The sequence below is a fragment of the Micromonospora sp. NPDC047670 genome (assembly GCF_043204915.1).
In the GTDB taxonomy this organism is placed as follows: Bacteria; Actinomycetota; Actinomycetes; order Mycobacteriales; family Micromonosporaceae; genus Micromonospora.
The window spans coordinates 1-24,889 of the sequence record NZ_JBIDDA010000012.1; the positions used below are offsets into that span (position 1 = coordinate 1).

Here is a 24,889-nt window from a genome sequence, read left to right on the forward strand (position 1 = left end):
CCTCGTCGCCCAGCACTGGAACAACTGACACAGACATTCCACGCAAGGGGGACCGCCGGCCGGCACCTGTCACGGGTGCCGGCCAGCGGCACATCCACACGCGACGGCCGGCACCCCGACACGGGGCGCCGGCCGTCGGCGCGTCGACCGGCGTACGGCGGTCAGACCCGGAAGCCGGCGGCCCGCGCCGCCGCACGTTCCCGGCGGCGGTCGGACCGGCGGCGCAGGACCCAGAAGAGGAACAGGACCAGCCCGGCAAGGAATGCCAGCACCAGCACCGGCAGGAGGATCGCCACCACCGACACGACCACGCTCGTGGCGTCTTCGGCGGTGCTGGCCACGGGGGCGCCGACGCCGGCCGTGGTGGCGTTGATGACCGGCCGGGCGGCGGACTTGAGCAGGTGCACGCCGAGGGCGATCAGCACCCCGGTCACCACCGGGACCCACTGGTTGGAGGAGAAGAAGCTCCCCGGGTCGCTCACCGTCACCGTCTCCGACGAGGCTCCCGCGCCGAAGGCCAGGCCGCCGGCGGTCGGCCGGACGACGGTCTGCACCACATCGTTGACGTGGTCGACCACGGGCACCTTGTCGGCCACCACCTCGATCACCAGCAGCACCGCCAGGATGGCGACCACCCAGCCGTTGCCGAGCCACTGCCAACCGGCGGGCAGGTCGATCAGGTCGGTGTAGCGGGCCAGCAGCCCCATGGTGAGCAGGGGGATGTAGGCGTTCAACCCCGCCGAGGCGGCGAGGCCGGTACCGGTGAGAACTTCGAGCACCGTCTCAGCATCGCACCGGCACGCCAGTGCCGCTCGCTGGCGCGGGCCGGGGTCTCGGCTACCCTCGTCGGGTGCGGTTGGTGATTGCGAAGTGCTCGGTGGACTACGTCGGACGGCTGTCGGCTCACCTGCCGCCGGCCACCCGGTTGCTGATGGTGAAGGCGGACGGGTCGGTGTCGATCCACGCCGACGACCGGGCGTACAAGCCGCTGAACTGGATGAGCCCGCCCTGTCGGCTGGAGGAGGCCCCCGGCGTCTGGCGGGTCGTCAACAAGGCCGGCGAGGAGCTGCGGATCACCCTGGAGGAGATCTTCCAGGACACCTCGTACGAGCTGGGCGTCGATCCGGGCCTGCGCAAGGACGGCGTGGAGGCGCACCTCCAGGAGCTGCTGGCGGCCAACCCGGAGACGCTCGGCGAGGGGTTCACGCTGGTCCGGCGGGAGTACATGACGGCCATCGGCCCTGTCGACCTGCTCTGTCGGGACGCCAACCAGGGCGCGGTGGCGGTGGAGGTGAAGCGGCGCGGCGAGATCGACGGCGTGGAGCAGCTCACCCGGTACCTGGAGCTGATGAACCGCGACCCGCTGCTCGCGCCCGTCGCCGGCGTCTTCGCCGCGCAGGAGATCAAGCCGCAGGCCCGCGTGCTCGCCACCGACCGGGGCATCCGCTGCGTGGTCGTGGACTACGACAAGCTGCGCGGCATCGAGCGGGACGAGCTCACTCTCTTCTGACGCCGTCCGCCCGGTCGATCGGTTATCCGACAGTCACCTGCCGTACATCGTCTTGATGGCCCGCACGAGCCGGGCGACGTCGGCCGGCGTCCGCTCGAAGGTCGTGGAGGCGAGCAGCGACCGGGCCCGCCGCCGGGTGATCGCCTTGGCGCGGCTGAACTCGCGCAGCCCGTCCTCGCCGTGGATGCGGCCGAAGCCGGAGTCGCCGACGCCGCCGAACGGCAGCGTGGACATCCCGGCGAAGGTCAGCGTCGAATTGACCGACGCCATCCCCGAGCGCAGTCGCCGGGCGATCGCCACCGCACGCCGCCGGCCGAAGACCGAACCCCCCAGGCCGTACGACAGGGCGTTGGCCCGGGCGACGGCCTCGTCGGCGTCGCGGACCCGGTTGACGGTCAGGGTCGGGCCGAAGGTCTCCTCGCGTACGGCGAGCGAGTCCTCCGGGACGTCCACCAGCACGGTCGGTCGCACGTACGGGGGCTGCACCGCGTCGGCGCCGCCGAGCACCGCCCGGCCGCCCCGGGCCAGCGCGTCGTCGATGTGCCGACGGATGATGTCGAGCTGGCTCGGCATGGTGATCGGGCCGATGTCGGCGTCGTCCGGGCCGACGGTCAACCGGCCGGCCCGCTCCACCACCTTGTCGACGAAGGCGTCGAAGACCGGCTCGACCGCGTAGACGCGTTCGATGCCGATGCAGGTCTGGCCCGCGTTGGTCAGCGCGCCCCAGACGCACGCCTCGGCGGCGGCGTCCAGGTCGGCGTCGGCGTCGACGATCATCGCGTCCTTGCCGCCGGCCTCCAGCAGCACCGGCGTCAACGACTCGGCGCAGGCCGCCATCACCTTCCGGGCGGTGGCGGACGAGCCGGTGAAGGCGATCTTGCCCACCCCGGAACGGCAGAGCGCCGCGCCGACGTCGCCGAGCCCGTGTACCGCGGTGAACACCGGCCGCTCCGGCACCACCTCGGCGAACGTGTCGACCAACCACTGCCCGACGGCGGGGGTGTACTCGCTCGGCTTGAACACGACCGCGTTCCCCGCCGCCAGCGCGTACGCGACGGAGCCGATCGGGGTGAAGACCGGATAGTTCCACGGGCCGATCACGCCGACCACGCCGTGCGGTTGGTATTCGAGGTGCGCGGAGAACTCGGCCAGGACGAGCCGCGAGCGGACCCGGCGGGGCCCCAGCACGCGGCGGGCGTTGCGGGCCGCCCAGTCGACGTGCTCGACGGCGGTGACGATCTCGACGACGGCGTCGGCGACCGGCTTGCCCCCCTCGGCGTGCACCAGGTCGGCGAGTTCCTCGATGCGCCGGGCGAGCAGGGCGCGCCACCGCAGCAGCCGCTCCTTGCGACCGGTGAAGCCGAGGCCGGCCCACCACTCTCCGGCCGGCCGGACCAGGTCCACCGCCCGTTCGACGTCCTCCACGGTCGCGACCGGGAGGCGACCGACCTCGGCGCCGGTCGCCGGGCTCGTCGAGACCAGCCGACCGTCCTCGATGACCGGGGCGCCCGGCAGATGTACAGCCGTCATGGCGGAAGTCTAGACCCGAAGATTACTCGCCGGTAGGCCACCGACCTGCCGGTCGGGCCCGCCCGACCCGCCCGTACCGGAGGGACCGCGCCCCGCGCCCGGCCTCGTCGAACGCGGCGGTGCCCCTTCCGTGAGAAGCGGTAGACGCCCCGGCGTGCCGGGCGGGGTCGCGTTCTCCGTCGGCCGGTGGCCGCCGGTCCGGTGAACCGGAGGTGTCCGGCCGGGGGAGCGGAGGTGACCGCCCGGCGGTCGATGGCGACTACGGTGTGGTGGCAGGCTGACGCGCGGGGTGACCGTGTGGGGTGGAGGGCTGGCTGTCCATGGAGGAACATCCGGAACTGATGCCGTTGTTGACGGTGGCCGGCGGGGCGATGCGGGGCCTGAGCTTCCGGGTCGGCCCCGCGCGGCAGGTGATCGGCCGCGCGCCGACGGCCGACATCGTCGTACGCGACGCGCACCTGAGCCGCCGGCACGCCGAGGTCTGGCTGACGGGCGAGGGCGCCTGCCTGGCGGACCTGGGCTCGACCAACGGCACCTGGCTCAACGACCGGCGGATCAGCGGCGTCGAACAGTTGGCCGACGGGGACGTCATCCGGGTCGGGCGCACCGAGCTGCGCCTCTTCGATCCGGGCGTGGCGCGGACCGATCCGGTGGGGCTCACCTTCGGCCGGCCGCGCCGCGACCACCGCCCGACGCTGCCACTGCCGATCGCGACCCCGGCCCTGCCGGGCGGCGATGCAGTCGCGGTGCCGGCCCTGCCGGGCGGCGACCTCGCAGCGGCCCCGGCCCTGCCGGGCGGCGACGCCGTCGCGGTCCCGGCCGTCGCGGGTGCCGGCGCGGTGGCGCCGTTGTCGGCCCCGGCCCTCGCGGGTGGCGATCCGATGCCGCCGTCGGTGACCGCGCCGGCGCTCCCGGCCGCCGACCCGCCGCTGCCGGTGGCCGCGGTGGGGGCCATCCCGTCCTGACCCGCCGCCACACCTCGCGACCAGGGAACATGGCGGGTGGACCCATGGACGCGGCCGGGCCGCCGTGGCAGCATGCCGCGGATGGAGACCGGACAGCAGCTCGTGTCGGCGAACGGAATCACCCAGGCGGTGCGGGTGGCCGGGCCGCCGGACGGCGTGCCGGTGCTGCTGATCCACGGCAACTGCTCGTCGGCGGCCTTCTGGGAGCCGCTGGTGCGGCGGTTGCCGGACACCCTCCGGGTGGTCGCCCCCGACCTGCGCGGCTACGGGTACACCGACACCGCCCCGGTGGACGCGACCCGAGGGCTGGCCGACTTCGCCGACGACGTCGCCGCGCTGCTCGACGAGCCGTCCCTGTTCCCGCCCGCCGCCCGGCCGGTGGTGGTCGGGCACTCGCTCGGCGGGGGAGTGGCCATGCGGCTGCTGGTCGACCACCCCGACCGGGTGGCCGCGCTGCTGCTCGCCGCGCCGGTCTCGCCGTACGGCTACGGGGGCACCCGCGACCTGGCCGGCACGCCCACCACCGCCGACTTCGCCGGCACCGGCGCGGGCACCGCCAACCAGGAGTTCGTCAAGCGGCTGGCCGCCGGCGACCGGGGCGCGGACAGCCAGGCCAGCCCGCGCAACGTGCTGCGGGCGGCGTACGTGGCGGACCCGGCCTCGCTCGGCGAGGACGAGGAACTGCTGCTGGACACCCTTCTCACCACGGCGACCGGCGACGACAACTACCCGGGCACGGCGGTGGACTCGGCGAACTGGCCCGGCACCGCCCCGGGTCGGCGCGGCGTGCTCAACGCGCTCTCCCCGGCGTACTTCCGGGTCGCCGACGAACTCGTGGCCGTGGCCGGCAAGGCGCCGATCACCTGGATCCACGGGGACGCCGACGTGATCGTCTCGGACACCTCGCTGTTCGACCTGGCCCACCTGGGCTCGCTGGGCGTGGTGCCCGGCTGGCCGGGGGCCCAGGAGTGCCCGGCGCAGCCGATGGTGGGGCAGACCCGGGCGGTGCTGGAGCGCTACGCGGCTGCCGGCGGCGCGTACCGGGAGGTGCTGCTGCCCGGCTGCGGGCACAGCCCGCACCTGGAGCGGCCGGCCGAGTTCGTCGCGGAGCTGCTGCGGCTGACCGAGGGGGCGGCCTGACGCCGGGCGACCCGACAACAGGGCCGGTCCGACGACCGGGGTGGCCCGACGAGCGGGCGGCCCGGCGGGTGGCCCGTGAAATATCCCACGGCGTCTCGACAACCGAACGTCACGTGGCAGACTCGCGCGCATAACCTTAGTGGCCGTTCATGCGGCCGTGCGGAGCATTGGGGAGGCCGGTCGTGGCGCGCGAGTTCACCAGCGTGGGCGTTGTGGGTCTGGGCACCATGGGTGCCGGCATCGTCGAGGTCTTCGCGCGCAACGGCGTCGACGTGGTCGCGGTCGAGATCTCCGCGGCCGCACTGGAGCGCGGCCGGGCCACCCTGACCGGGTCGACGGACCGGGCCGTGACCAAGGGCAAGCTCGCCGAGGCCGACCGGGACGCGCTGCTGGCCCGGATCGACTGGCAGGTCGGCCTGGACGCGCTGCACTCGGTGGACCTCGTCATCGAGGCGGTGCCCGAGCACCTGGACCTGAAGCAGCGGATCTTCGCCGAGCTGGACCGCGTCTGCAAGCCCGAGGCGATCCTCGCCACCAACACCTCGTCGCTGAGCGTCACCGAGATCTCCGTCGCGACCAGCCGGCCCAACCAGGTGATCGGCATCCACTTCTTCAACCCGGCGCCGGTCATGAAGCTGGTCGAGGTGGTCCGGACGGTGGTCACCTCCGCCGACGTGGTCGCCGACGTCGAGGCGCTCTGCGCACGGCTGGGCAAGGTCGATGTCACCATCAGCGACCGGGCCGGCTTCATCGCCAACGCGCTGCTCTTCGGCTACCTCAACCACGCCGTCGGCATGTTCGAGTCGCACTACGCGACCCGCGAGGACATCGACGCGGCCATGAAGCTCGGCTGCGGCCTGCCGATGGGCCCGCTGGCGCTGATGGACCTGATCGGCCTGGACACCGCGTACGAGATCCTGGACACCATGTACCGGCGCGGCGGGCGCGACCGCCGGCACGCCCCGGTGCCGCTGATCAAGCAGATGGTCACCGCGGGGCTGCTCGGCCGCAAGTCCGGCCGGGGCTTCTACACCTACGAGCGGCCGGGCTCCCCGGTCGTCGTACCCGACGAGCAGACGCCGGCGGCGACGGAGTCGGCGCTCGCTGACGGCGCCCGGGCCATCGCCAAGGTCGGCGTGGTCGGCTCCGGGACGATGGCCACCGGCATCATCGAGGTCTTCGCCAAGGCCGGCTACGAGGTCGTCTCGGTGACCCGGGGCGCGGAGAAGTCCGCCAAGGTCTTCGAGGCGGTCAAGACCTCGCTCAACAAGGGCGTCGTGCGCGGCAAGCTCAGCGAGGCCGACCGGGACGCCGCGCTCGGCCGGATCAACTGGTCGGCCACCCTGGAGCACCTCGCGGACGTCGACCTCGTGGTCGAGGCCGTGGTCGAGGAGCTGAGCGTCAAGAAGGCCCTCTTCGCCAGCCTCGACGAGATCTGCAAGCCGGGCGTCGTGCTCGCCACCACCACCTCGTCGCTGCCGGTGATCGACGTCGCGATGGCCACCCAGCGGCCCGCCGACGTGGTCGGGCTGCACTTCTTCAACCCGGCCCCGATCATGCCGCTGGTCGAGATCGTGCAGACCATCCGCACCTCGGCCGAGACCACCGCCACCGCCCGCGCGGTCTGCGCCGCGCTGGGCAAGACGGGCGTGGTCTGCGGCGACCGGTCCGGTTTCATCGTCAACGCGCTGCTCTTCCCGTACCTCAACGACGCGGTGAAGATGCTGGAGGCGAGCTACTCCACCGCCGACGACATCGACCACGCGATGAAGCTGGGCTGCGGCTACCCGATGGGCCCGTTCGAGCTGCTCGACGTGGTCGGGCTGGACGTCTCGCTGGCCATCCAGCGGGAGCTCTACCTGGAGCTGCGGGAGCCCGGCTTCGCGCCCGCGCCGCTGCTGGAGCACCTCGTCACGGCCGGCTACCTGGGCCGCAAGAGCGGCCGCGGGTTCCGCGACCACACCCGGCGCTGACCCCGGTCAACAGCGGGCCCCGGTGACGGCGTCCTGAGGGTGTGACCTTCGAGGAGTACGTCACCAGCCGCGGGCCGGCCCTGATCCGGCTGGCCCGGCTGCTGACCGGGGACGCGCACCGTGCCGAGGACCTCACGCAGGACGTGCTGGCCCGGGCGTACGTGCACTGGCGCAGGATCGCCCGAGCGGACCGGCCCGACGTGTACGTGCGCCGGATGCTGGTGAACGCCAACGCCTCCTGGTGGCGTCGCCGATCCAGCCGGGAGCTGGCCGTGGACACCTTCGCCGAGCGGGCCCACCGCGGCGACCTCGGTGGCGAGGCGGCCGACCGCGACGAGATGTGGCGGCTGATCCAGGTGCTGCCCGACCGTCAGCGTGCCGTGTTGGTGTTGCGCTACTACGAGGACCTGGACGACGCCACGATCGCCCAGATCCTCGGCTGCTCGCAGGTCACCGTCCGCACCCATGCGATGCGGGCGCTCACCCACCTGCGGGAGCGCTGCGGCCTCCCGACGACCAACGGGAGCCGGCCGTGACCGACCTGGACGAGCGGATCGCCTCGGTGCTGCGGGAGCGCGCCGAGGGGGAGACCGACACGCACCGGCTGCTGCTGGCCTCGCGGGCCCGGGGCCGTCGCCGCCAGCTGCGTCGCCGTACCGCCACCGGCACGGCGCTGGCCCTGGTCGGGGTGCTCGGCCTCGTCGGGGTGACCGGCACCGACGTCGGCGGGCTGACCGACCGGCTGCCGTGGACCGCCGCCACGTCCGGCGTCGCCGCCCCGGTGCCGCCCCGGGTCGACGGGGTACAGGGCGCCGCCCGGCGGCCCGACCTGGTGGGCGCCGACCCGAACGTGCTCCACCTGGGCGTGGACCCCGGCCGGGCCCGCTACCTGCGCTGGGCCGTCCACCCCGCGAACCGGGTCGAGTCGATCCAGTTCAGCGTCGGGGGCGGGCGGCCGGTCACGGTCGAGGTGAGCCCTTCCGCCGACGCCGTCGACCAACTCCTGCTCGACGGCGTACCCCTCCAGCAGTCCGTGACCGGGCTGACCTTCGACGGCTCCGTCCGGCAGTTCGGCGGCACGGCCGGTGGGCTAGTCACGGCCTGGCAGCCCGTGCCCGGCCTGTACGCCCGGGCGAGCACGCTCGGTGGCGACCGGATGGCACTCGCCAGGGCTGTGAACGCCGTCCGCTGGGACGAGCCACGACGGTGCGCGGTGCCGCTGCGCCTGGACGCCCTGCCAGCGGGCGCGACGGTGAGCGACTGCTCCGTCGACGCCACCGCCTTTCCGACCGGACTCCGGGTCGACCTCACCCTCCAACGGGAGTCGTCGGCGGTCATGTGGGTGCGGCTGGTGTACGGGGCACAGATCGCCGGGAGCACCCTCGAGAGCAACCGCACGGTGGGTGGGCGACCGGCGCACCTGCACCGGGACGGCAGGACGCTGGAACTGCTCGGCATCCCCAAGGCGCACGTGACCGCCGAGTTCGGCTCGCCGTTGCCCGGGACGGCCCCGCCCGCGGGCTACCCGGCTCTCACGGAGGCCGACGCGGCGACCGTGCTGGCCGGGGCGCGGATCGCGACGGACCTGACCGACCCCGACACCTGGGAGTGACGGGCGTCGCCGCCCGACCCGGGCCGGTCCGGCCGGCGGCCCGTACGCTTGGCAAGCGTGAGCCCCCGTCGCAACCGACCCCGCCGCGATGAGACGGCGCACCTCGACTCCGACCGGGTCCGCCAGGGCGTCGCCTCGGTGCAGCAGTGGCGCGACGGCGAGTGGCAGGTGCGCGGGATCGGCGGTGGCGCGTCCACCAAGACGTACCGCTGTCCCGGCTGTGACCAGGAAATCCGGCCCGGGGTGGCGCACCTGGTGGCGTGGCCGGCGGACGGCCGGGGCGACCTGACCGACCGGCGGCACTGGCACAGCGGGTGCTGGCGGGCCCGGGACCGGCGCGGGCCGGCCGTCCAGCGCGGCCGGGGCGCCCCCCGCTACGGCTGAGCGATCTGGATCACCCTGTTTCCGCCCCGCCCGGCGTTTGCCGACGGCACGGGTGAGACTGGAGGGGTGAGCACACCGATCCGCGCGTCCACCATCCTGCCCGGGCGCCGCGAGGACATCGAGCTGCACACCGCGGACGGCCTGCGGCTGGTCGGCGAGCTGGCCCGGCCGCTGGACCGCGAGCCGGTGGCCACCCTCGTCTGCCTGCACCCGCTGCCGACGCACGGCGGGATGATGGACAGCCACGTCTTCCGCAAGGCGGCGTGGCGGCTGCCGGCCCTGGCCGACCTGGCGGTGCTCCGCTTCAACACCCGGGGGACCACCAGCCTGCGCGGCACCAGCGAGGGCGCCTTCGACAACGCGGTCGGCGAGCGCTTCGACGTCGCCGCCGCGATCGAGTACGCCGAGTTCCACGAGCTGCCGGACATCTGGCTGCTCGGCTGGTCGTTCGGCACCGACCTGACCCTGAAGTACGGCTGCGACCCGGCGATCACCGGGGCGATCCTGCTCTCCCCGCCGTTGCGCTTCTCCGCCCCGGCGGACCTCGACCACTGGGCCGCGTCCGGCAAGCCGCTGACCGCCCTGGTGCCCGAGTTCGACGACTACCTGCGCCCCGACGAGGCGCGGGAGCGCTTCGCGGCGGTGCCGCAGGCCGAGGTGGTCGGGGTGCCCGGCGCGAAGCACCTCTGGGTCGGCGACGCCGAGACCGTGCTGGACGAGGTGGTCCGCCGGGTCAATCCGGCCGCCGCCGTGCCGCTGCCCACGACCTGGGACGGCCCGGTGGAGACGGGGGACGTCAGCGCGTACGCCGACCGCACCGTGGCCTCCTTCGCCGACCGTCCGGTGCCCGGCCCGCCCGCCGGTGGGGCCGGCTGACCGGGACGGTCGACGCCGGCGGGATCAGCGGGACTCCTGCCGGGGCAGGATCACCTCCCGCAGGATGAGCTGGAACGCGGCCACCGCCGGAATCGCGATCAGCGCGCCCACGACGCCCAGCAGGGACGCGCCGAGCAGCGCCGCGACCAGGGCCGCCACCTCGTTGACCGCCACCGACCGGCGCATGATCTTGGGATAGATCAGGTAGTTCTCCACCTGCTGGTAGACCAGGAAGAACACCGCGCAGGCGATGCCGATCCGCAGGTCGGTGGCGAAGGCGACCAGGCTGACGATCACCGCGCCCAGGGTGGCGCCGATCTGGGGGATCAGGTCGGTCACCGCGACCACCACGGCCAGCGCGAACGGGTACGGCAGGCCGACGACCAGCGCGAAGACGAACGTGGTCGCGCCGGCCAGCACGGCGATGCTGATCGCGCCCACCATGTACGCGCCGACCTTCGCCAGGATCTCGTCGCCGATCAGCCGCACCCGGTCGCGGCGGGACCGGGGCACGAGTGAGTAGCCCAGGTCGCGGAGCCGGTCGAAGTAGACCAGGAAGTAGATCGTCAGCACCAGCACGGTCAGCCCCCGGAACACCGTGCCGAAGACCAGCTGGGCCCCGCCGAGCACCCCGCCGAGGGCCTGGCCGACCCGCTCCGCGTTCGCCGCGTCCTGCACCCGCTCCATCAGGTCGTACCGCTCCACCAGGTCGTTGACCGTCCGGTTGCGGCGCAACTCCTCCAGATAGCTCGGTAGCTGGTCGATAAACTGCCCGGTCTGCGTGACGATCGGCGGCACCAGGGCGAACAGGCCCCCGCAGAGCAGCAGCACGACGGTCAGCGCGACCGCCGCCACGGCCGCGCCGTGCGGCAGCCCCCAGGAGCGCAGGCGGACCACGGCGGGGTGCAGGCCCACGGCGAGGAAGAGCGCGATGACCACCAGGATCAGGATTCCGGCCGCGTTGCGCAGGCCCAGGAAGAGGGCGTACGCGAGCAGCACCCCGACCGCCCCGGTGAAGCCGACCAGGAAGCTGCTGCGCCGCAGCGGTCGCCCCGGCGTGCCGAACCGACCCGAGCCGACGACCGGCTGCGCGGCGCCGCCCGCCGCCGCCTCGGCCTCGGGCACCACCCCGGCCGGTTCCCGCCCCGGCCCGGCGGCCGGGTCCGGGTTGGGGCCGGGCTCCCGGTCGGCGCCCGGCCCCGTCGGTCCGTCCTGTGCCATCCCGGACCTCCCTGGTCGACTCCCGCCGGCACCCGCTGGAGCGCCCGGACCCGGGACCCGTGTCCGGAGGCTCCGATCAGGAGCGTAGTGGCCGTTCGGGCGCCGACCGACCCCGTCCGTCGAGGGTGGGTGGCGTCGGCCGGGCGACCGGCGGCAGGCCGGCCACCGGGCAGGAGTCGCCTCCCGCCCGGTGGCCGGCGCGGTCAGTCCTTCTCGACGACGACCTTGCTCGGCTTGGCGCTGCGCTCGTCGGTGGTCGGCTTCGCCGGCCGCTTGCCGTTCTCGCCGGTGCTGGTGATCTTCGTCGGGGTGGCGTCCCGGCCGCCCTCGCCCGGCACCGCCGCCACGGTCGGCTCCCCGTCCACGCCGGCGCTGGCGGTGCCGCCGTCGACGGTGGTCACCGTCGCGACCCTGGCGTCGTCCGGCTGCCCTGCGTCGGCCGGCTCGATCCGGCCCTTGGCGGGCTGCCCGGCCGCCGCCGGCTCCACCTTGGCGGGCTTGCCGTCCGCGGCGGGGACGGTCTCCCTCTTCGCGCCACCCGCCGGCGCCGCGCCCGCCCCGGCCGGCGCGGTTTCCTTAGCCGTGCCCGCTCCGGCCGGCGAGGTTTCCTTCCTCGCCGCGCCCGCCCCGGCGGTCGTCCCGTCGCTGCGGGACACGGAGGGGCCGACCGCCCCGGCGGTCGACGCCTTCGCCCCGTTCGCCGTGGCCGCGCCGGACGCGGTCGGAGTCGGCCCGCCGCCGGCCACCGCCGCGGCGGCGCCGTCGGTCCCGCCCGGCCGGTCGGCCGCACCGAGCAGCCCCAGCCGGAGCTCGGCCACCTGCCGCTGGAGTTCGTCGGACTCCTGCCGCGACTTCCAGGTCTCCTGCCGCAGGTCGGCGAGCTGCTGCTGGGCCTGGGCGATCTCCAACATCACCTGGGCGAGCTGCTGGCGGCCGGCGGCGGCCTCCTGCTGCGTGGCGGCGAGGTGCTGCTGGGTGGTGGCGAGGTGCTGTTGCGTGGTGGCCGCGTACTCCTCGAACTGGCGTCGGGAGGTCGCCACGTGCTCGTCGGCCCTGCGCCGTTTTTCGGCCGCCTCCGACTCGGCCCGGCTGAGCAGCGCCGCGGCCTCCTCCTCGGCCTGCCGGCGCATCATCAGCGCGTCGCGCTCGGCGGCCTGGCGGACGGCGGCGGCGCCCTGCTCGATCTCCTGCTTGCGGCTGGTGTACTCCGACTCCAGCGTGGCGCGGCGCGCCTCGAAGCCGGACTCCAGCTCGTCGTGCCGGTTCTTGTGCTGCGTCTCCAGCTCGGCGAGGCGGGTCTTGTACTGCTTCTCCAGCTCGTCGCGGCGCTTGGTGAACTCCTGTTCGGCGGCGGACCGGCGCTGGGCCAGCTCGCGCTCCGCGGCCTCGCGGCGGCTGTTGACCTCCTGCTCCACCCCGGCCCGCCAGGCGCCCAGCTCCTGCTGCGTCTGCGCCCGGGCCTGCTGCACGTACGCCTCGGTCTCCGTGCGCATCCGCTGCACGTACGCCTCGGTCTCGGCGCGGTTGCGCTTGGCCGCCTCGGTGGCCTGGGTGGTGAGCCGCTCCGCCTCCTGGCGGGCCTTGTTCCGGGTGGCCCGGCCGGCCTCGGCGGCGTCGTCGATGATCTGCTTCGCGTCCCGCTGCGCCTTGGCGTGGGTCGCCCGGCCCGCCTCGGTGGCCTGGTCGATCAGGCGCTTGGCCTCCTGCTGGGCCTTGGCGTGCACCTCCTTGGCCGCCTCGCGCAGCTGGGTGGCCTCCTGCTGCGCCGTGGCGTGAGCCTCCTTGGCGGCCTCCCGGAGCCTGGTCGCCTCCTGCTGGGCCCGGTGGTGGATCTCCTTGGCCGCGTCCCGCAGCTGGGTGGCCTCCTGCTGGGCCTTCGCCAGGGCCTCCTGGGCGGCCTTGCGCAGCCGCGCGGCCTCCTCCTTGGCGGTCTTGACCGCGGCGTCGGCCTCGGCCCTGCGGGCCGCGCTGTGCCGCTCCTCCTCGGCCCGGCGGGCGGCCAGTGCGATCTCGAAGTCCTTGAGCGCGGTGGCGGCCTGCTCGCGGGCCTCCTCGACGATGTGCTCGGCGGCGGCCCGGCGCGCCTCGATCTCCTCGTTGGCGGCGGCCAGGATCGCGTCGGCCTGCTCCTCGGCGAGGGTGAGGATCTGCTCCACCCGCGGGCCGAGGTGCCGGAAGGAGACGTTCTCCAGGGCGCCGGACGACTTGCGTGCCTGGGCGAGGTCGCGCTGGAGCACCTCGACCTGGCCGGCCAGCTTGTGGATTTGTGTGTAGGCCTGTTCCCGTTCGGCCGCGAGGGCCGCGATCTCGTGCTCCGCACGAGCGACGTACCGGTCGACCTGTCGTTTCTCGTACCCCCGCAGAGCGGACTCGAAGCTGGGCTCCGTGGTCACGTCCCCGCCGAGAGCGAACAGTTCCTCGCCGTGCGACATGCTCCCATCCTCACACGCATCCGGGCCTGCTGGGGCGATACGGACGCCGTGGATGGGACCTACTTCACTGCCGTCACGCCCGGGCAATTCCCTGACCGGGAAACGCATACGGCGCGGGGCACACCGGTAACCCGGTGTCACCCCGCGCCGTCGGTCATGCCCCGGTCGGGTCGGTCAGTTGGACGTCTCGGCGGCCACCCGCTCGTCCGCGCCGTCGGCCTTCTTCGCCTCCGGCTTGGCGGGCGCGGCGGGCGCGGCCGGCGGCGCCGCCGGCACGCCCGGCACGATCCCGGCGAGGCCGGAGAGCATCTGGCCGAGCTGCGAGGTGACGGCGTCCTTCTGCCGGGTGAGGTCCTCGACCTCGCGACGCGCCGCCTGGGTGGTCAGCTCGGCCTCCGTGCGCGCCTCGGTGAGCAGCCGCTTCGCCTCGGCCTTCGCCTCGCTCAGCGTCTTGTCGGCCAGCGCCTTGGCCTTGTCGACCGTCTCGTTGGCGGTGCGCTCCGACTCGACCCGGCGGGCCTCGGCGCGCTGCTCGATCTCCTTGGCCCGCTCCTGGGCGGCGTGGGCCCGCTGCTCGGCCTCGCTGACCAGCTTCTGGGTCTGCGCGACCTGGGCCGCGTGCCGCTCCGACTCCTCGCGCTCGGCCTTCTCCCGGCGCTCGGCGAGCTGGAGCTCCAGGGCCTGGAGGTCCTTGTCGCGCTTGTCCCGCGCGTCCGTGAGCAGCTTGGTCGCCTCGGCGCGCTTCTCCTCGGCCTCCCGGGCGGCCTTCGCCCGCTGCTGGGTGATCTCCCGCTCGGCGGTCGCCCGGAGGGTGGCGACCTCGCGCTCGACGGTGGACTTCAGCTCGGCGACCTCGTGCGCCGTGACCGTGCGCAGCTGCTTCGTCTCCCGCTCGGCGTCGGCGCGCAGCGTGTCGGCCTCGCGCCGGGCCTGGACGCGGACCTCGGCGGCCTCCCGCTCGGCGGCGGTGCGGACGCTGCCCGCCTCCCGCTCGGCGCTGGCCTTCATCGCCGCCGCCTCGGCCCGCGCCTTGTCGGTGATCTCGCGGGCCTCGAGGCGCGCGGCGGAGAGGATGCCCTCCGACTCGCGCTTGGCCTCGTTGCGGTGGTCGTTGGCCTGCTCCTCGGCCAGCCGGAGGATCTGCTCGACGCGGGTGCCGAGGCCGGAGAGGGTGGGCCGGCTGTTCTCCTCGAGCTGCTTGTTGGTGTCGGCGAGCTTCTGCTCCAGCGCGCCCATGCGCTGTTCGGCCTGACGGAGCCGGCGCTGGGCGTCGTTCATGCGCTGCTCGGCCTCGGCGCGGGCCTGCTCGGACTGGGTCAGCGCGGCCGTCATCCGGCCGATGAAGTCATCGACCTGGTGGGTGTTGTAGCCGCGCAGGCCGACGGTGAAATCGGGCTGTGAGTTCGCGTTATCGAAGAACGCAAGAGGGGAGGACTGCTGGGGCATTGGGACATACTCGCAGACTCCCCAGGGTGCTTCGCAAGAGCGGTCCCGAGCTTTCGTGTCCTCTTTACATGGTCAACTGCCGGCGTGCCGGAAGCCCGGACCAATCGGCGATCTTGGCAGGTCCCGGGCGGGTCGGACGGCACGGAGAGTGACTACGGAAAGGGCCGCGGGATCGTCCCCGCGGCCCTTTGTCGCGCCATGGTCCGGGTCACTCGAATGAGCGCCGCCGCATCGGTGGTGAAAAGGCGATCCGCCGTTCGCCGCAATGGCCGACGGGCGGGTCGCCCCGTCGGGTCAGTGGCCGCGGAACCGGTTGATCGCGTCCTCGTGTCGGGAGCGCAGCTCGCGGTCGCGCACGCCCAGCCCGTCGGCGGGGGCGAGGCAGCGCACGCCGACCTTGCCCTGGTGGGCGTTGCGGTGCACCTCGTACGCGGCCTGGCCGGTCTGCTCCAGCGCATAGGTCCTCGACACGGTGGGGTGGATCTTGCCCAGCGCCACCAGCCGGTTGGCCTCCCACGCCTCGCGGTAGTTGGCGAAGTGGCTGCCGACGATCCGCTTCAGGTGCATCCACAGGTAGCGGTTGTCGTACTGGTGCAGGAATCCGCTGGTGGAGGCGCAGGTGACGATGGTGCCGCCCTTCTTGGCCACGTAGACGCTGGCGCCGAAGGTCTCCCGGCCGGGGTGCTCGAAGACGATGTCCGGGTCCTCGCCGCCGGTCAGCTCCCGGATGCGCTCGCCGAAGCGGCGCCACTCGTCCTGGTCCTGGGTCTGCTCGTCCTTCCAGAAGCGGAAGCCCTCGGCGGTGCGGTCGATGACCAGCTCGGCGCCCATCTTCCGGCACAGCTCCGCCTTCTCGGGCGAGGAGACCACGCAAACCGGGATCGCGCCGCCGTTGAGGGCCATCTGGGTGGCGTAGCCGCCCAGGCCGCCGGAGGCGCCCCAGATCAGCACCACGTCGCCCTGCTTCATGTTCGCCCCGTGGTGCGACACGAGCTGCCGGTACGCGGTGGAGTTGACCAGGCCGGGGCTGGCCGCCTCCTCCCAGCTCAGGTGGCGCGGCTTGGGCATCAGCTGGTTGGCCTTGACCACGCACAGCTCGGCGAGGCCGCCGAAGTTGGTCTCGAAGCCCCAGATCCGCTGCTGCGGGTCGAGCATGGTGTCGTCGTGCCCGGCCGCGTCCTCCAGCTCCACCGACAGGCAGTGCGCGACCACCTCGTCGCCCGCCTTCCACCGGGTCACCCCGGGGCCGGTGCGCAGCACCACGCCGGCGGCGTCCGAGCCCACCACGTGGTACGGCAGGTCGTGCCGGCGGGTCAGCTCGGACAGCCGGCCGTAGCGCTGGAGGAACTTGAAGGTCGGCAGCGGCTCGAAGATGCTGGTCCAGACCGTGTTGTAGTTGATCGCGCTGGCCATCACCGCGACCAGGGCCTCGCCCGGCCCGAGCTCGGGCGTCGGCACCTCCTGCACGTGCAACGCCTTGCGCGGGTCCTTGTCCCGGGTGGCCATCCCGTCGAACATCCGGGTTTCCTCCGCCCGCACCACCACGCCGCGGTACGACTCCGGCACCGGCAGGCCGGCGATGCCGGCGAGCTCCCGCTCCGGTTGGTCGGATCCCTCCGCCGCCATGATCGCTTCGAGGATGTCCTGCACGTCGACCTCCCGTTCGTCCGCACCCGCGCACGCGGGCCTGGGTGCTGCCATCGTCGGCGCGAGTGCGACCGACCCGCCATGTCGGCATCCGACACATCCGGCGACCGGTCGCGCTCCTGTGGGGCGGGACGTTACTGAACGGTAGCTAGGGCGGGAAGTCCTCTGTGAAAAACTGCATTGGCCGATGCGTGGAGGTGTCCGGGCGGCCGTCGTACCGCGCAGTGTCGCGCTCGGAGCCCGGTCGCGCACCGGCCCCCACCAGCGTGGTGGGGGCCTGTCGTGGCGTCAGTGCGCGGCGGGCTCGACCAGCTCGACCAGCACGCCGCCGGCGTCCTTGGGGTGGACGAAGTTGACCCGCGAGTTCGACGTGCCGCGCTTCGGGGTGTCGTAGAGCAGCTTCACCCCCCGCTCGCGCAGCGTCGCGCAGGCGGCGTCGATGTCGGCCACCTCGTACGCGACCTGCTGCACGCCCGGCCCCTTGCGGTCGAGGAACTTCGCGATGGTCGACTCGGGCGTCAGCGGGGCCAGCAGCTGCACGCAGCCGCCCTCGGTGGTCGGGCCGACCGCCAGCATCGCCTCGCGGACGCCCTGCTCCGTGTTGACCTCGGTGTGCACGCAGCGCATCCCGAAGGTGCGCTGGTAGAAGTCGATCGCGGCGTCCAGGTCGGGCACCGCGACCCCGACGTGGTCGATGCGGCGCAGGCCGATGTCTGTGACAAAGTCGGCAGCGGTCTCGACGGGGGAGTTCTCAGCCATGGCGCTAGTCTGACCGAACAATCGTTAAGGCGTACAGGTCGGCACCCCCCTCGGAGGCAGGTAATGGCTTCGGTGATCGTCAGCGGCGCGCGGACCCCCATGGGGCGCCTGCTGGGCAACCTCAAGGACCTCTCCGCGACCAAGCTCGGCGGCGTGGCGATCAGGGCGGCGCTGGAGCGCGCCGGCGTCGCCCCCGAGCAGGTCCAGTACGTGATCATGGGTCAGGTGCTCCAGGCCGGCGCCGGGCAGATCCCGGCCCGCCAGGCGGCGGTCGAGGCGGGCATCCCGATGTCCGTGCCGGCCCTGACCATCAACAAGGTCTGCCTCTCCGGCCTGGACGCGATCGCCCTGGCCGACCAGCTCATCCGGGCCGGCGAGTTCGACATCGTGGTCGCCGGCGGCATGGAGTCGATGACCAACGCCCCGCACCTGCTGCTCGGTCAGCGCGGCGGCTACAAGTACGGCGACGTGGTGGTCAAGGACCACATGGCGCTGGACGGGCTCACCGACGCCTGGGACTGCTGCTCGATGGGCGAGTCGACCGAGCGGCTCGGCGCGAAGCACGGCATCAGCCGCGAGGAGCAGGACGCGTTCGCCGCGGCCAGCCACCAGCGGGCCGCCGCCGCGCAGAAGAACGGCCACTTCGCCGACGAGATCACCCCGGTGGTCATCCCGCAGCGCAAGGGCGACCCGCTGGTGATCAGCGAGGACGAGGGGATCCGCCCGGACACCACCGCCGAGTCGCTGGCGAAGCTGCGCCCGGCGTTCACCAAGGACGGCACCATCACCGCCGGCAGCTCCTCGCCGATCTCCGACGGCGCCGCCGCGGTGGTCGTGATGAGCAAGGCCAAGGCCAAGGAGCTGGGCCTGACCTGGCTGGCCGAGATCGGCGCGCACGGCAACGTGGCGGGGCCGGACAACTCCCTGCATTCGCAGCCGTCCAACGCCATCCAGCACGCGCTCAAGAAGGGCGGGCTGAGCGTCGAGGACCTGGACCTGATCGAGATCAACGAGGCGTTCGCCCAGGTCGGCATCCAGTCCACCCGTGACCTCGGGGTCAGCCCGGACAAGGTCAACGTCAACGGCGGCGCGATCGCGCTGGGCCACCCGATCGGCATGTCCGGCGCCCGGCTGGTGCTCACCCTCGCGCTGGAGCTCAAGCGCCGCGGCGGCGGCACCGGCGCGGCGGCGCTCTGCGGCGGCGGTGGCCAGGGCGACGCCCTGATCATCCACGTCCCGGGCAGCAACGAGGGCCGTCAGTGAGCGCGGCGCGCTGACTGGTTCCGGTCCCTGACGACACGAAGACAGCACGGTGAGCGGGAGGAGCGAGCCGGTCTTGCGAGCCCCGCGGTCGCGAACAGAGGCAGCACAGTGAGCGAGATCGTCGACAATGGCCCGGCGGCGGGCGCACCCCCGGTGCGCCGCAGCCGGGACGTGCCGATGCTGGTGGAGCGGGCCCGCGCGGGGGACCCCCGCGCGGTGGCCCGGCTGATCACCCTGGTCGAGTCGGGCGACGAGACGCTGCCGCGGATCGCGGCGGCGCTCGCGCCGTACGCCGGGCAGGCCCAGGTGGTCGGCCTGACCGGCTCGCCCGGCGTGGGCAAGTCCACCACCACGAACGAGCTGGTCCGGGCGCTGCGCGCCCGGGGACACCGGGTCGGCGTGCTGGCCATCGACCCGTCCAGCCCGTTCACCGGTGGGGCGATCCTCGGCGACCGGGTCCGGATGCAGGACCACGCCACCGACCCGGGCGTCTACATCCGCTCGATGTCCAGCCGGGGCCACCTCGGCGGACTGTCGGCGGCCACGCCGCAGGCGGTGCGGGTGCTGGAGGGCGCCGGCTGCGACGTGGTGCTGGTGGAGACTGTCGGCGTCGGCCAGGCGGAGGTGGAGGTCGCCTCGCTGGCCGACACCACGCTGGTGCTGCTCGCCCCGGGCATGGGTGACGCGATCCAGGCGGTCAAGGCCGGCATCCTGGAGATCGCCGACGTCTTCGTGGTCAACAAGGCCGACCGGGACGGCGCCGACGCCACGGTGCGCGACATCCAGGGCATGATCGCCCTGGGGGAGCGCGGGCCGGGGCAGTGGCGGCCGCAGGTGGTGCGCGCGATCGCCGCGCGGGGCGAGGGGATCGACGACATCGCCGCCGCCATCGACAAGCACCGGGGCTGGCTGGTCGAGCACGGCGAGCTGCGCCGCCGCCAGGAGGCGCGGGCCGCCGCCGAGATCGAGGCGATCGCGCTGGGCGTGCTCCGCGACCGGATCGGCTCGCTGCGCGACGGCACGGAGTTGCCGGCACTCGCCGCGAAGGTGGCCGAGGGCGCCCTCGACCCGTACGCGGCGGCCGATGAACTGCTCGCCCAGCTCGGCTCCTGAGGCGGCCACGCCGCGCCCCGCCGAACTAGTACGCTCGCACCGCTCCACGGTCCCGTGGGGCGGTGTGCGGCCGAGTGGGGGAGACCATGGGCGACGAGGCGACGCGGGAGCTGTCGGTGACGCCGGACGCGGTGGCGGGCGGAAGCACGCACGTCTCCGACGAGGTGGTGGAGAAGATCGTCGTGGCCGCCACCCGGTCCGTGCCCGGGGTGGCCGAGTTGGGCGGGGACGTGGCCCGGTTCTTCAACGCGGTGCTCGACAAGGTCGGGCTCGACCAGGTCGGCGACGCCCGGCGGGGCTGCTCGGCCCACGTCACGAACGGCGCGGCGGTGGTCAACCTGGTCATCGTGATCGAGGCGGGCCGGCCGGTGCCGCAGGTGACCGACGCCGTCCGGGCGAAGGTGACCGAGGCGGTCGAGGCGTACGGGCTGCGGGTCGACGAGATCAACATCCGGGTCGACGACGTGGCCATGGGCGAGCCCGCCGCGCCGACCGCCTGACCGTGGCGGCAGCTCGGGTTACCGGCCGGTACGAGTTTCCTTAGCGATCGTTCAGGCTGGGCTCTACACTCGACGTGCAGTCGAGGACTCGAGGAGGAGCCCTGCGGATGAACGCCGACGAGATCGCAGCCGGACGGGCACGCTGGCAGGCCCGCTACGACGCCGCGCGCAAGCGGGACGCCGACTTCACCACGCTCTCCGGGATGCCCGTCGACCCGGTCTACGGGCCGCCCGAGGGTGTCGCCTACCCGGGCTTCGAGCGGATCGGCTGGCCGGGCGAGTACCCGTACACCCGGGGCCTCTACCCGACCGGCTACCGCGGGCGGACCTGGACCATCCGGCAGTTCGCCGGCTTCGGCAACGCCCGGCAGACCAACGAGCGCTACAAGATGATCCTGGGCGCGGGCGGCGGCGGCCTCTCGGTCGCCTTCGACATGCCCACGCTCATGGGCCGGGACTCCGACGACCCGCAGTCGCTCGGCGAGGTGGGCCACTGCGGCGTCGCCGTGGACAGCGCCGCCGACATGGAGACGCTCTTCGACGGCATCGACCTGGCCGGCGTGACCACCTCGATGACCATCTCCGGGCCGGCCGTGCCCGTGTTCTGCATGTACCTGGTGGCCGCCGAGCGGCAGGGCGCCGACCTGTCCCGGCTGGACGGCACGCTGCAGACCGACATCTTCAAGGAGTACATCGCGCAGAAGGAGTGGCTCTTCGACCCCGAGCCGCACCTGCGCCTGATCGGCGACCTGATGGAGTACTGCGCCCGGGAGATCCCGCGCTACAAGCCCCTCTCGGTCTCCGGCTACCACATCCGCGAGGCCGGCGCGACGGCCGCGCAGGAGCTGGCGTACACCCTGGCCGACGGGTTCGGCTACGTCGAGCTGGGGCTCTCGCGCGGGCTGGACGTCAACGTCTTCGCCCCCGGCCTGAGCTTCTTCTTCGACTCGCACGTCGACTTCTTCGAGGAGATCGCCAAGTTTCGGGCCGCCCGGCGGATCTGGGCCCGCTGGCTGCGCGAGGTCTACGGGGCGACCAGCGAGAAGGCGCTCTGGCTGCGGTTCCACACGCAGACGGCCGGGGTGTCGCTGACCGCCCAGCAGCCGGTCAACAACGTGGTGCGTACCGCCGTGGAGGCGCTCGCCGCGGTGCTCGGCGGGACCAACTCGCTGCACACCAACGCCCTGGACGAGACCCTGGCCCTGCCCACCGACGAGTCCGCCGAGATCGCCCTGCGTACCCAGCAGGTGCTGATGGAGGAGACCGGGGTGACCAACGTGGCCGACCCGCTCGGCGGGTCGTGGTACGTGGAGGCGCTCACCGACAAGATCGAGGCCGAGGCGGAGGCGATCTTCGCCCGGATCCGGCAGCTCGGCGGGGAGGGTCCGCACCAGATCGGTCCGATGACCTCCGGCATCCTGCGCGGCATCGAGGACGGCTGGTTCACCGGCCACATCGCGGAGTCCGCCTTCGTCTACCAGCAGGCGCTGGAGAAGGGCGAGAAGAAGATTGTCGGGGTCAACTGCCACACCGGCACGGTCGCCAAGGACCTGGAGATCCTGCGCATCTCGCACGAGGTGGAGCTGGAGCAGCGCCGCGTGCTGGCCGAGCGGAAGGCCAACCGGGACGAGGCGGCCGTCAATGCCGCGATCGAGCGGATGGTCGCCGTCGGCCGGACCGACGGGAACATGATCCCGGCCATGCTCGACGCCGTCCGCGCGGAGGCCACCCTCGGCGAGATCTGCGACGCCCTGCGCGCCGAGTGGGGCATCTACCGCGAGCCCGCCCGCTTCTGACCCCACCCCTCACCGCCGCCCCCCGCTCCCGCGATCTTGCGCTTCCTGCCCGGCGAAAGCCGCGTACGCCGCGTGCCGGGGGCCGAAAGTGCAAGATCGCGGAGAGCGGGGCGGGTGGGCGGGAGCAGGCGTGACAGTTGCAACTGTCGCCGTCGCGGTTGATCTGAGTTCGGCGGGTCGCGTGCGAGACTAGGTAACCATGAGCGACCCACGGATCACCTCGTCGATCTTCACCCGCGGCGCGGTCGACCTCAGCGCGCTGCGCACCCCCGCACCGACCCCCGCCCGCACCTCCGCCCCCGTCCAACCGGGCCCCTCGGCCAACCTGCCCGGTGCCGCCGGCGGTGGCGTCAGCGTCATCGACGTCAGCGAGGCGACATTCCAGTCCGAGGTCCTCGAACGCTCGCTCACCACACCGGTGATCGTGGACTTCTGGGCCGAGTGGTGCGAGCCGTGCAAGCAACTCTCGCCGGTGCTGGAGCGGTTGGCCACGGAGGGCGGCGGCGCCTGGGTGCTCGCCAAGATCGACGTGGACGCCAACCCGCGGATCGCCCAGATGTTCCGGGTGCAGGGCATCCCCATGGTCTACGCGGTGGTCGGCGGCCAGCCGATCGACGCCTTCTCCGGCGTGGTGCCCGAGGCGCAGCTGCGCCAGTGGATCCAGGCTGTGCTCAAGGCCGGTGGCGTGACCGTCGCCGAGCCGGAGGATCCGCGCCTCGACGAGGCCGACGACGCCCTGATGAGCGGCGACCTCGACGCGGCCGAGCGGGCGTACAAGAAGATCCTCGCCGAGTCGCCGGCGGACGCCGCGGCGGAGGCGGGCCTCGCCCAGGTCGGGCTGGCCCGCCGGGTGGCGGGAGCCGACCCGGGCGCGGCGATCGCCGCCGCCCAGGCCAACCCCGACGACGTCGAGGCCCAGCTCCTGGCCGCCGACATCGAGGTGCTCAGCGGCCAGGCCGAGGCGGCGTACGCCCGTCTGGTGGGCCTGGTCCGCCGCACCGCCGGCGACGACCGGGAGAAGGTACGCCAGCACCTGGTCGGCCTCTTCGCGGTCGCCGGACCGGAGGACCCCGCGGTCGCCTCGGCCCGCCGGGCGTTGGCCAGCGCCCTGTTCTGAGCACGCAGCACGCCAGCGCGGGCCGGCGTTCCGGCCGGCCCGCCCGACTCTTCGAGGACGGGAGCCCATGATGCGCCGGATCGCCGTCCTCGACGCGCCCAGCAACCTCGGCCTGCGCCCACCCACGCCCACCTCGGTGCCCGGTTGCGCCAAGGCCCCGGGCGCGCTGCGCGACCAGGGGCTGCTCGCCCGGCTGCGGGCCCGGGACGCCGGCTGCCTCACCGCGCCCCGCTACGATCCCGGCGACTGGCGCCCCGGCGACGGCGTCTGCCACGCCCGGGAGATCGCCGACTACTCGGTGGCGCTCGCCGAGCGCATCGGCGCGATCATCGACCGCGGGGAGTTCCCGCTGGTCCTCGGCGGGGACTGCTCGATCCTGCTCGGCTCGGCGCTGGCCATGCACCGGCTCGGCGAGGCGGTCGGCGGCCGCATCGGGCTCGTCTTCGTCGACGGCCACTCCGACTTCCGGCACCCCGGCAACGCCTCCTACGTGGGCGCGGCGGCCGGTGAGGACCTCGCGCTGGTCACCGGGCGGGGGCAGGCCGACCTGGCCGCCATCGAGGGCCGCCGACCCTACTTCCGGGACATCGACGTGGTGGTGCTCGGCATCCGCGCGCAGGACGAGTACCGGCTCGACCTCCAGGCCGCCGGGATCACCACCCGGCCGGTGCCGGCGCTGCGCGCCGAGGGCGCCGCGCGCACCGCCCAGTGGGCCCACGAGCAGCTCGCCGACTGCGCCGGCTACTGGGTGCACATCGACGTCGACGTGCTGGACCCGGCCGTGATGCCGGCCGTCGACGCCCCCGACCCGGGCGGCATCGCCTTCGCCGAGCTGGAGATCCTGCTGGCCGGGCTGGTCGACACGCCGCACTGCCTCGGCGTCGAGCTGACGGTCTTCGACCCCGACTACGACCCCGACGGGGCGTACGCGGCCGAGATCGTCAACACCGTGGCGGCCGGGCTGCGCCCCGTCTCCGCGCCGGGCGCGGTGCCGCCCCGGCTGCTGCCGGGCCCGTCGGCGGCTGCCCCCTCGCCGGTCCCCCCGGCGCGGCGGGGCAACGGCCGTCCCACCGAGGCCCCGAGCATGCTCTCCCCAGCGGCCGCCCCGGCGTTTGTCTTGCCCCCCGCCCCTGTTCCCGCCGTCGAGGACGACGGCGAGGACGCGGGCGGCGCCGAGGAGCGCGCCGAGGACGATGCGCCAGCTCTCCCCGGACCGATCGGTCCGGTCGCCCCGGTGGCTGCCGGCTCCGCCGCCCGGGTCGAGCCGGGTCAGGTGGGACCGGGCCAGGTGGGACCGCACGACTCCGCCGGTCCGGTCGGGCCGGAGCCGCTGGCGCCGGAGCCGGTCGGGCCGCCTGCCTCCGCCGGCCCGGGCCTGCTGCGCCGGGCGCCGCTGGCGGGTCTCGCCCCGGAGGCCGCGCTGCCCGCGACCGACGACGGCCCCCCGCCGCCCACCGCTGGCATCGCCTGACCGACGATGCGGGCGCGGCGCAGGAAGCCGCTTCGGGCGCTCCGGCGCACCGAGGGCGTCCCGGCCGCTCCGGCTGCTCGGGGCGCGCCGGCCGTTCCGGGGGGCGATCCGCGGCCGGCTGGCCGAACCGGGAC

The 24,889-nt window shown here is 73.8% G+C and carries 21 protein-coding genes; 14 read left to right on the forward strand and 7 right to left on the reverse strand.

The genetic code is table 11. The annotated features are described in order from the left end of the window. Positions 1–161: 161 nt before the first annotated feature. Positions 162–779 carry a DUF4126 domain-containing protein gene (locus tag ACGF7U_RS24410; protein WP_393110304.1) on the reverse strand — a complete coding sequence of 206 codons (618 nt, stop codon included), beginning with the start codon at positions 777–779 and terminating at the stop codon, positions 162–164. 71 nt (positions 780–850) lie between these two features. Between ACGF7U_RS24410 and nucS the strand changes: the two genes are divergently transcribed. Next, positions 851–1,510, forward strand: a complete 660-nt coding sequence (gene nucS, locus ACGF7U_RS24415; protein ID WP_076472317.1) for an endonuclease NucS — start codon at positions 851–853, stop codon at positions 1,508–1,510. 33 nt (positions 1,511–1,543) lie between these two features. Here the strand turns inward: nucS and ACGF7U_RS24420 are convergent, their stop codons facing one another. Next, complete coding sequence (locus ACGF7U_RS24420) at positions 1,544–3,040, reverse strand: aldehyde dehydrogenase family protein (protein ID WP_393110306.1); 1,497 nt, start codon at positions 3,038–3,040, stop codon at positions 1,544–1,546. Between the two features lie 320 nt (positions 3,041–3,360). Here ACGF7U_RS24420 and ACGF7U_RS24425 point away from each other — a divergent pair, with 320 nt between their 5' ends. The 7 genes from ACGF7U_RS24425 to ACGF7U_RS24455 all read left to right on the forward strand — a co-directional run bounded on the left by ACGF7U_RS24425 (position 3,361) and on the right by ACGF7U_RS24455 (position 9,990). Beyond that, positions 3,361–4,005: an FHA domain-containing protein gene (locus ACGF7U_RS24425; RefSeq protein ID WP_393110308.1), complete on the forward strand. Its 645-nt coding sequence runs from the start codon at positions 3,361–3,363 to the stop codon at positions 4,003–4,005. 72 nt (positions 4,006–4,077) lie between these two features. Next, on the forward strand, positions 4,078–5,145 hold the full coding sequence (locus ACGF7U_RS24430) for an alpha/beta fold hydrolase (RefSeq protein WP_393110310.1): 1,068 nt from the start codon (positions 4,078–4,080) through the stop codon (positions 5,143–5,145). A gap of 182 nt (positions 5,146–5,327) precedes the next feature. Beyond that, positions 5,328–7,118, forward strand: a complete 1,791-nt coding sequence (locus ACGF7U_RS24435) for a 3-hydroxyacyl-CoA dehydrogenase family protein (protein WP_393110312.1) — start codon at positions 5,328–5,330, stop codon at positions 7,116–7,118. 41 nt (positions 7,119–7,159) lie between these two features. Then, a complete protein-coding gene (locus ACGF7U_RS24440; RefSeq protein WP_393110314.1) occupies positions 7,160–7,654 on the forward strand; it encodes a SigE family RNA polymerase sigma factor in 495 nt (164 codons plus the stop codon). After that, positions 7,651–8,730 (forward strand): hypothetical protein, encoded by a 1,080-nt coding sequence (locus tag ACGF7U_RS24445; protein ID WP_393110316.1) that lies wholly within the window; start codon positions 7,651–7,653, stop codon positions 8,728–8,730. The genes ACGF7U_RS24440 and ACGF7U_RS24445 overlap by 4 nt, the downstream gene beginning before the upstream one ends. 57 nt (positions 8,731–8,787) lie before the next feature. After that, a complete protein-coding gene (locus ACGF7U_RS24450; RefSeq protein WP_393110318.1) occupies positions 8,788–9,114 on the forward strand; it encodes a hypothetical protein in 327 nt (108 codons plus the stop codon). Positions 9,115–9,180: 66 nt separating this feature from the next. Next, entirely contained in the window at positions 9,181–9,990 is an 810-nt protein-coding gene (locus tag ACGF7U_RS24455) for an alpha/beta hydrolase (RefSeq protein WP_393110320.1), read from the forward strand. A gap of 24 nt (positions 9,991–10,014) precedes the next feature. Here the strand turns inward: ACGF7U_RS24455 and ACGF7U_RS24460 are convergent, their stop codons facing one another. From ACGF7U_RS24460 to mce, 5 genes are all read right to left on the reverse strand, one after another. Then, a complete protein-coding gene (locus ACGF7U_RS24460) occupies positions 10,015–11,211 on the reverse strand; it encodes an AI-2E family transporter (protein ID WP_393110322.1) in 1,197 nt (398 codons plus the stop codon). A gap of 203 nt (positions 11,212–11,414) precedes the next feature. Beyond that, positions 11,415–13,643: a hypothetical protein gene (locus tag ACGF7U_RS24465; protein WP_393110324.1), complete on the reverse strand. Its 2,229-nt coding sequence runs from the start codon at positions 13,641–13,643 to the stop codon at positions 11,415–11,417. A gap of 174 nt (positions 13,644–13,817) precedes the next feature. Continuing rightward, positions 13,818–15,089 (reverse strand): cell division protein DivIVA, encoded by a 1,272-nt coding sequence (locus tag ACGF7U_RS24470; RefSeq protein ID WP_393110326.1) that lies wholly within the window; start codon positions 15,087–15,089, stop codon positions 13,818–13,820. A gap of 294 nt (positions 15,090–15,383) precedes the next feature. After that, positions 15,384–16,739 (reverse strand): crotonyl-CoA carboxylase/reductase, encoded by a 1,356-nt coding sequence (gene ccrA, locus ACGF7U_RS24475; RefSeq protein WP_393110588.1) that lies wholly within the window; start codon positions 16,737–16,739, stop codon positions 15,384–15,386. A 285-nt stretch (positions 16,740–17,024) separates the two neighbouring features. Beyond that, the gene (mce, locus tag ACGF7U_RS24480; RefSeq protein ID WP_393110328.1) at positions 17,025–17,495 is read right to left on the reverse strand and encodes a methylmalonyl-CoA epimerase; all 471 of its coding nucleotides are present in this window, start codon (positions 17,493–17,495) and stop codon (positions 17,025–17,027) included. A 63-nt stretch (positions 17,496–17,558) separates the two neighbouring features. On the opposite strand from mce, the gene ACGF7U_RS24485 reads away from it, so the two are divergent. From ACGF7U_RS24485 to ACGF7U_RS24510, 6 genes are all read left to right on the forward strand, one after another. Then, the gene (locus ACGF7U_RS24485) at positions 17,559–18,758 is read left to right on the forward strand and encodes an acetyl-CoA C-acetyltransferase (protein WP_393110330.1); all 1,200 of its coding nucleotides are present in this window, start codon (positions 17,559–17,561) and stop codon (positions 18,756–18,758) included. 177 nt (positions 18,759–18,935) lie between these two features. After that, entirely contained in the window at positions 18,936–19,871 is a 936-nt protein-coding gene (gene meaB, locus ACGF7U_RS24490; protein ID WP_393110590.1) for a methylmalonyl Co-A mutase-associated GTPase MeaB, read from the forward strand. A gap of 86 nt (positions 19,872–19,957) precedes the next feature. Continuing rightward, entirely contained in the window at positions 19,958–20,371 is a 414-nt protein-coding gene (locus tag ACGF7U_RS24495) for an Asp23/Gls24 family envelope stress response protein (protein WP_393110592.1), read from the forward strand. A gap of 107 nt (positions 20,372–20,478) precedes the next feature. Continuing rightward, positions 20,479–22,167: a methylmalonyl-CoA mutase gene (locus tag ACGF7U_RS24500; RefSeq protein WP_393110332.1), complete on the forward strand. Its 1,689-nt coding sequence runs from the start codon at positions 20,479–20,481 to the stop codon at positions 22,165–22,167. 199 nt (positions 22,168–22,366) lie between these two features. After that, positions 22,367–23,284, forward strand: coding sequence for a tetratricopeptide repeat protein (locus tag ACGF7U_RS24505; RefSeq protein WP_393110334.1), 918 nt, complete (start codon positions 22,367–22,369; stop codon positions 23,282–23,284). Between the two features lie 67 nt (positions 23,285–23,351). Further along, positions 23,352–24,755, forward strand: a complete 1,404-nt coding sequence (locus tag ACGF7U_RS24510) for an arginase family protein (protein WP_393110336.1) — start codon at positions 23,352–23,354, stop codon at positions 24,753–24,755. The last annotated feature ends 134 nt before the right edge of the window (positions 24,756–24,889 follow it).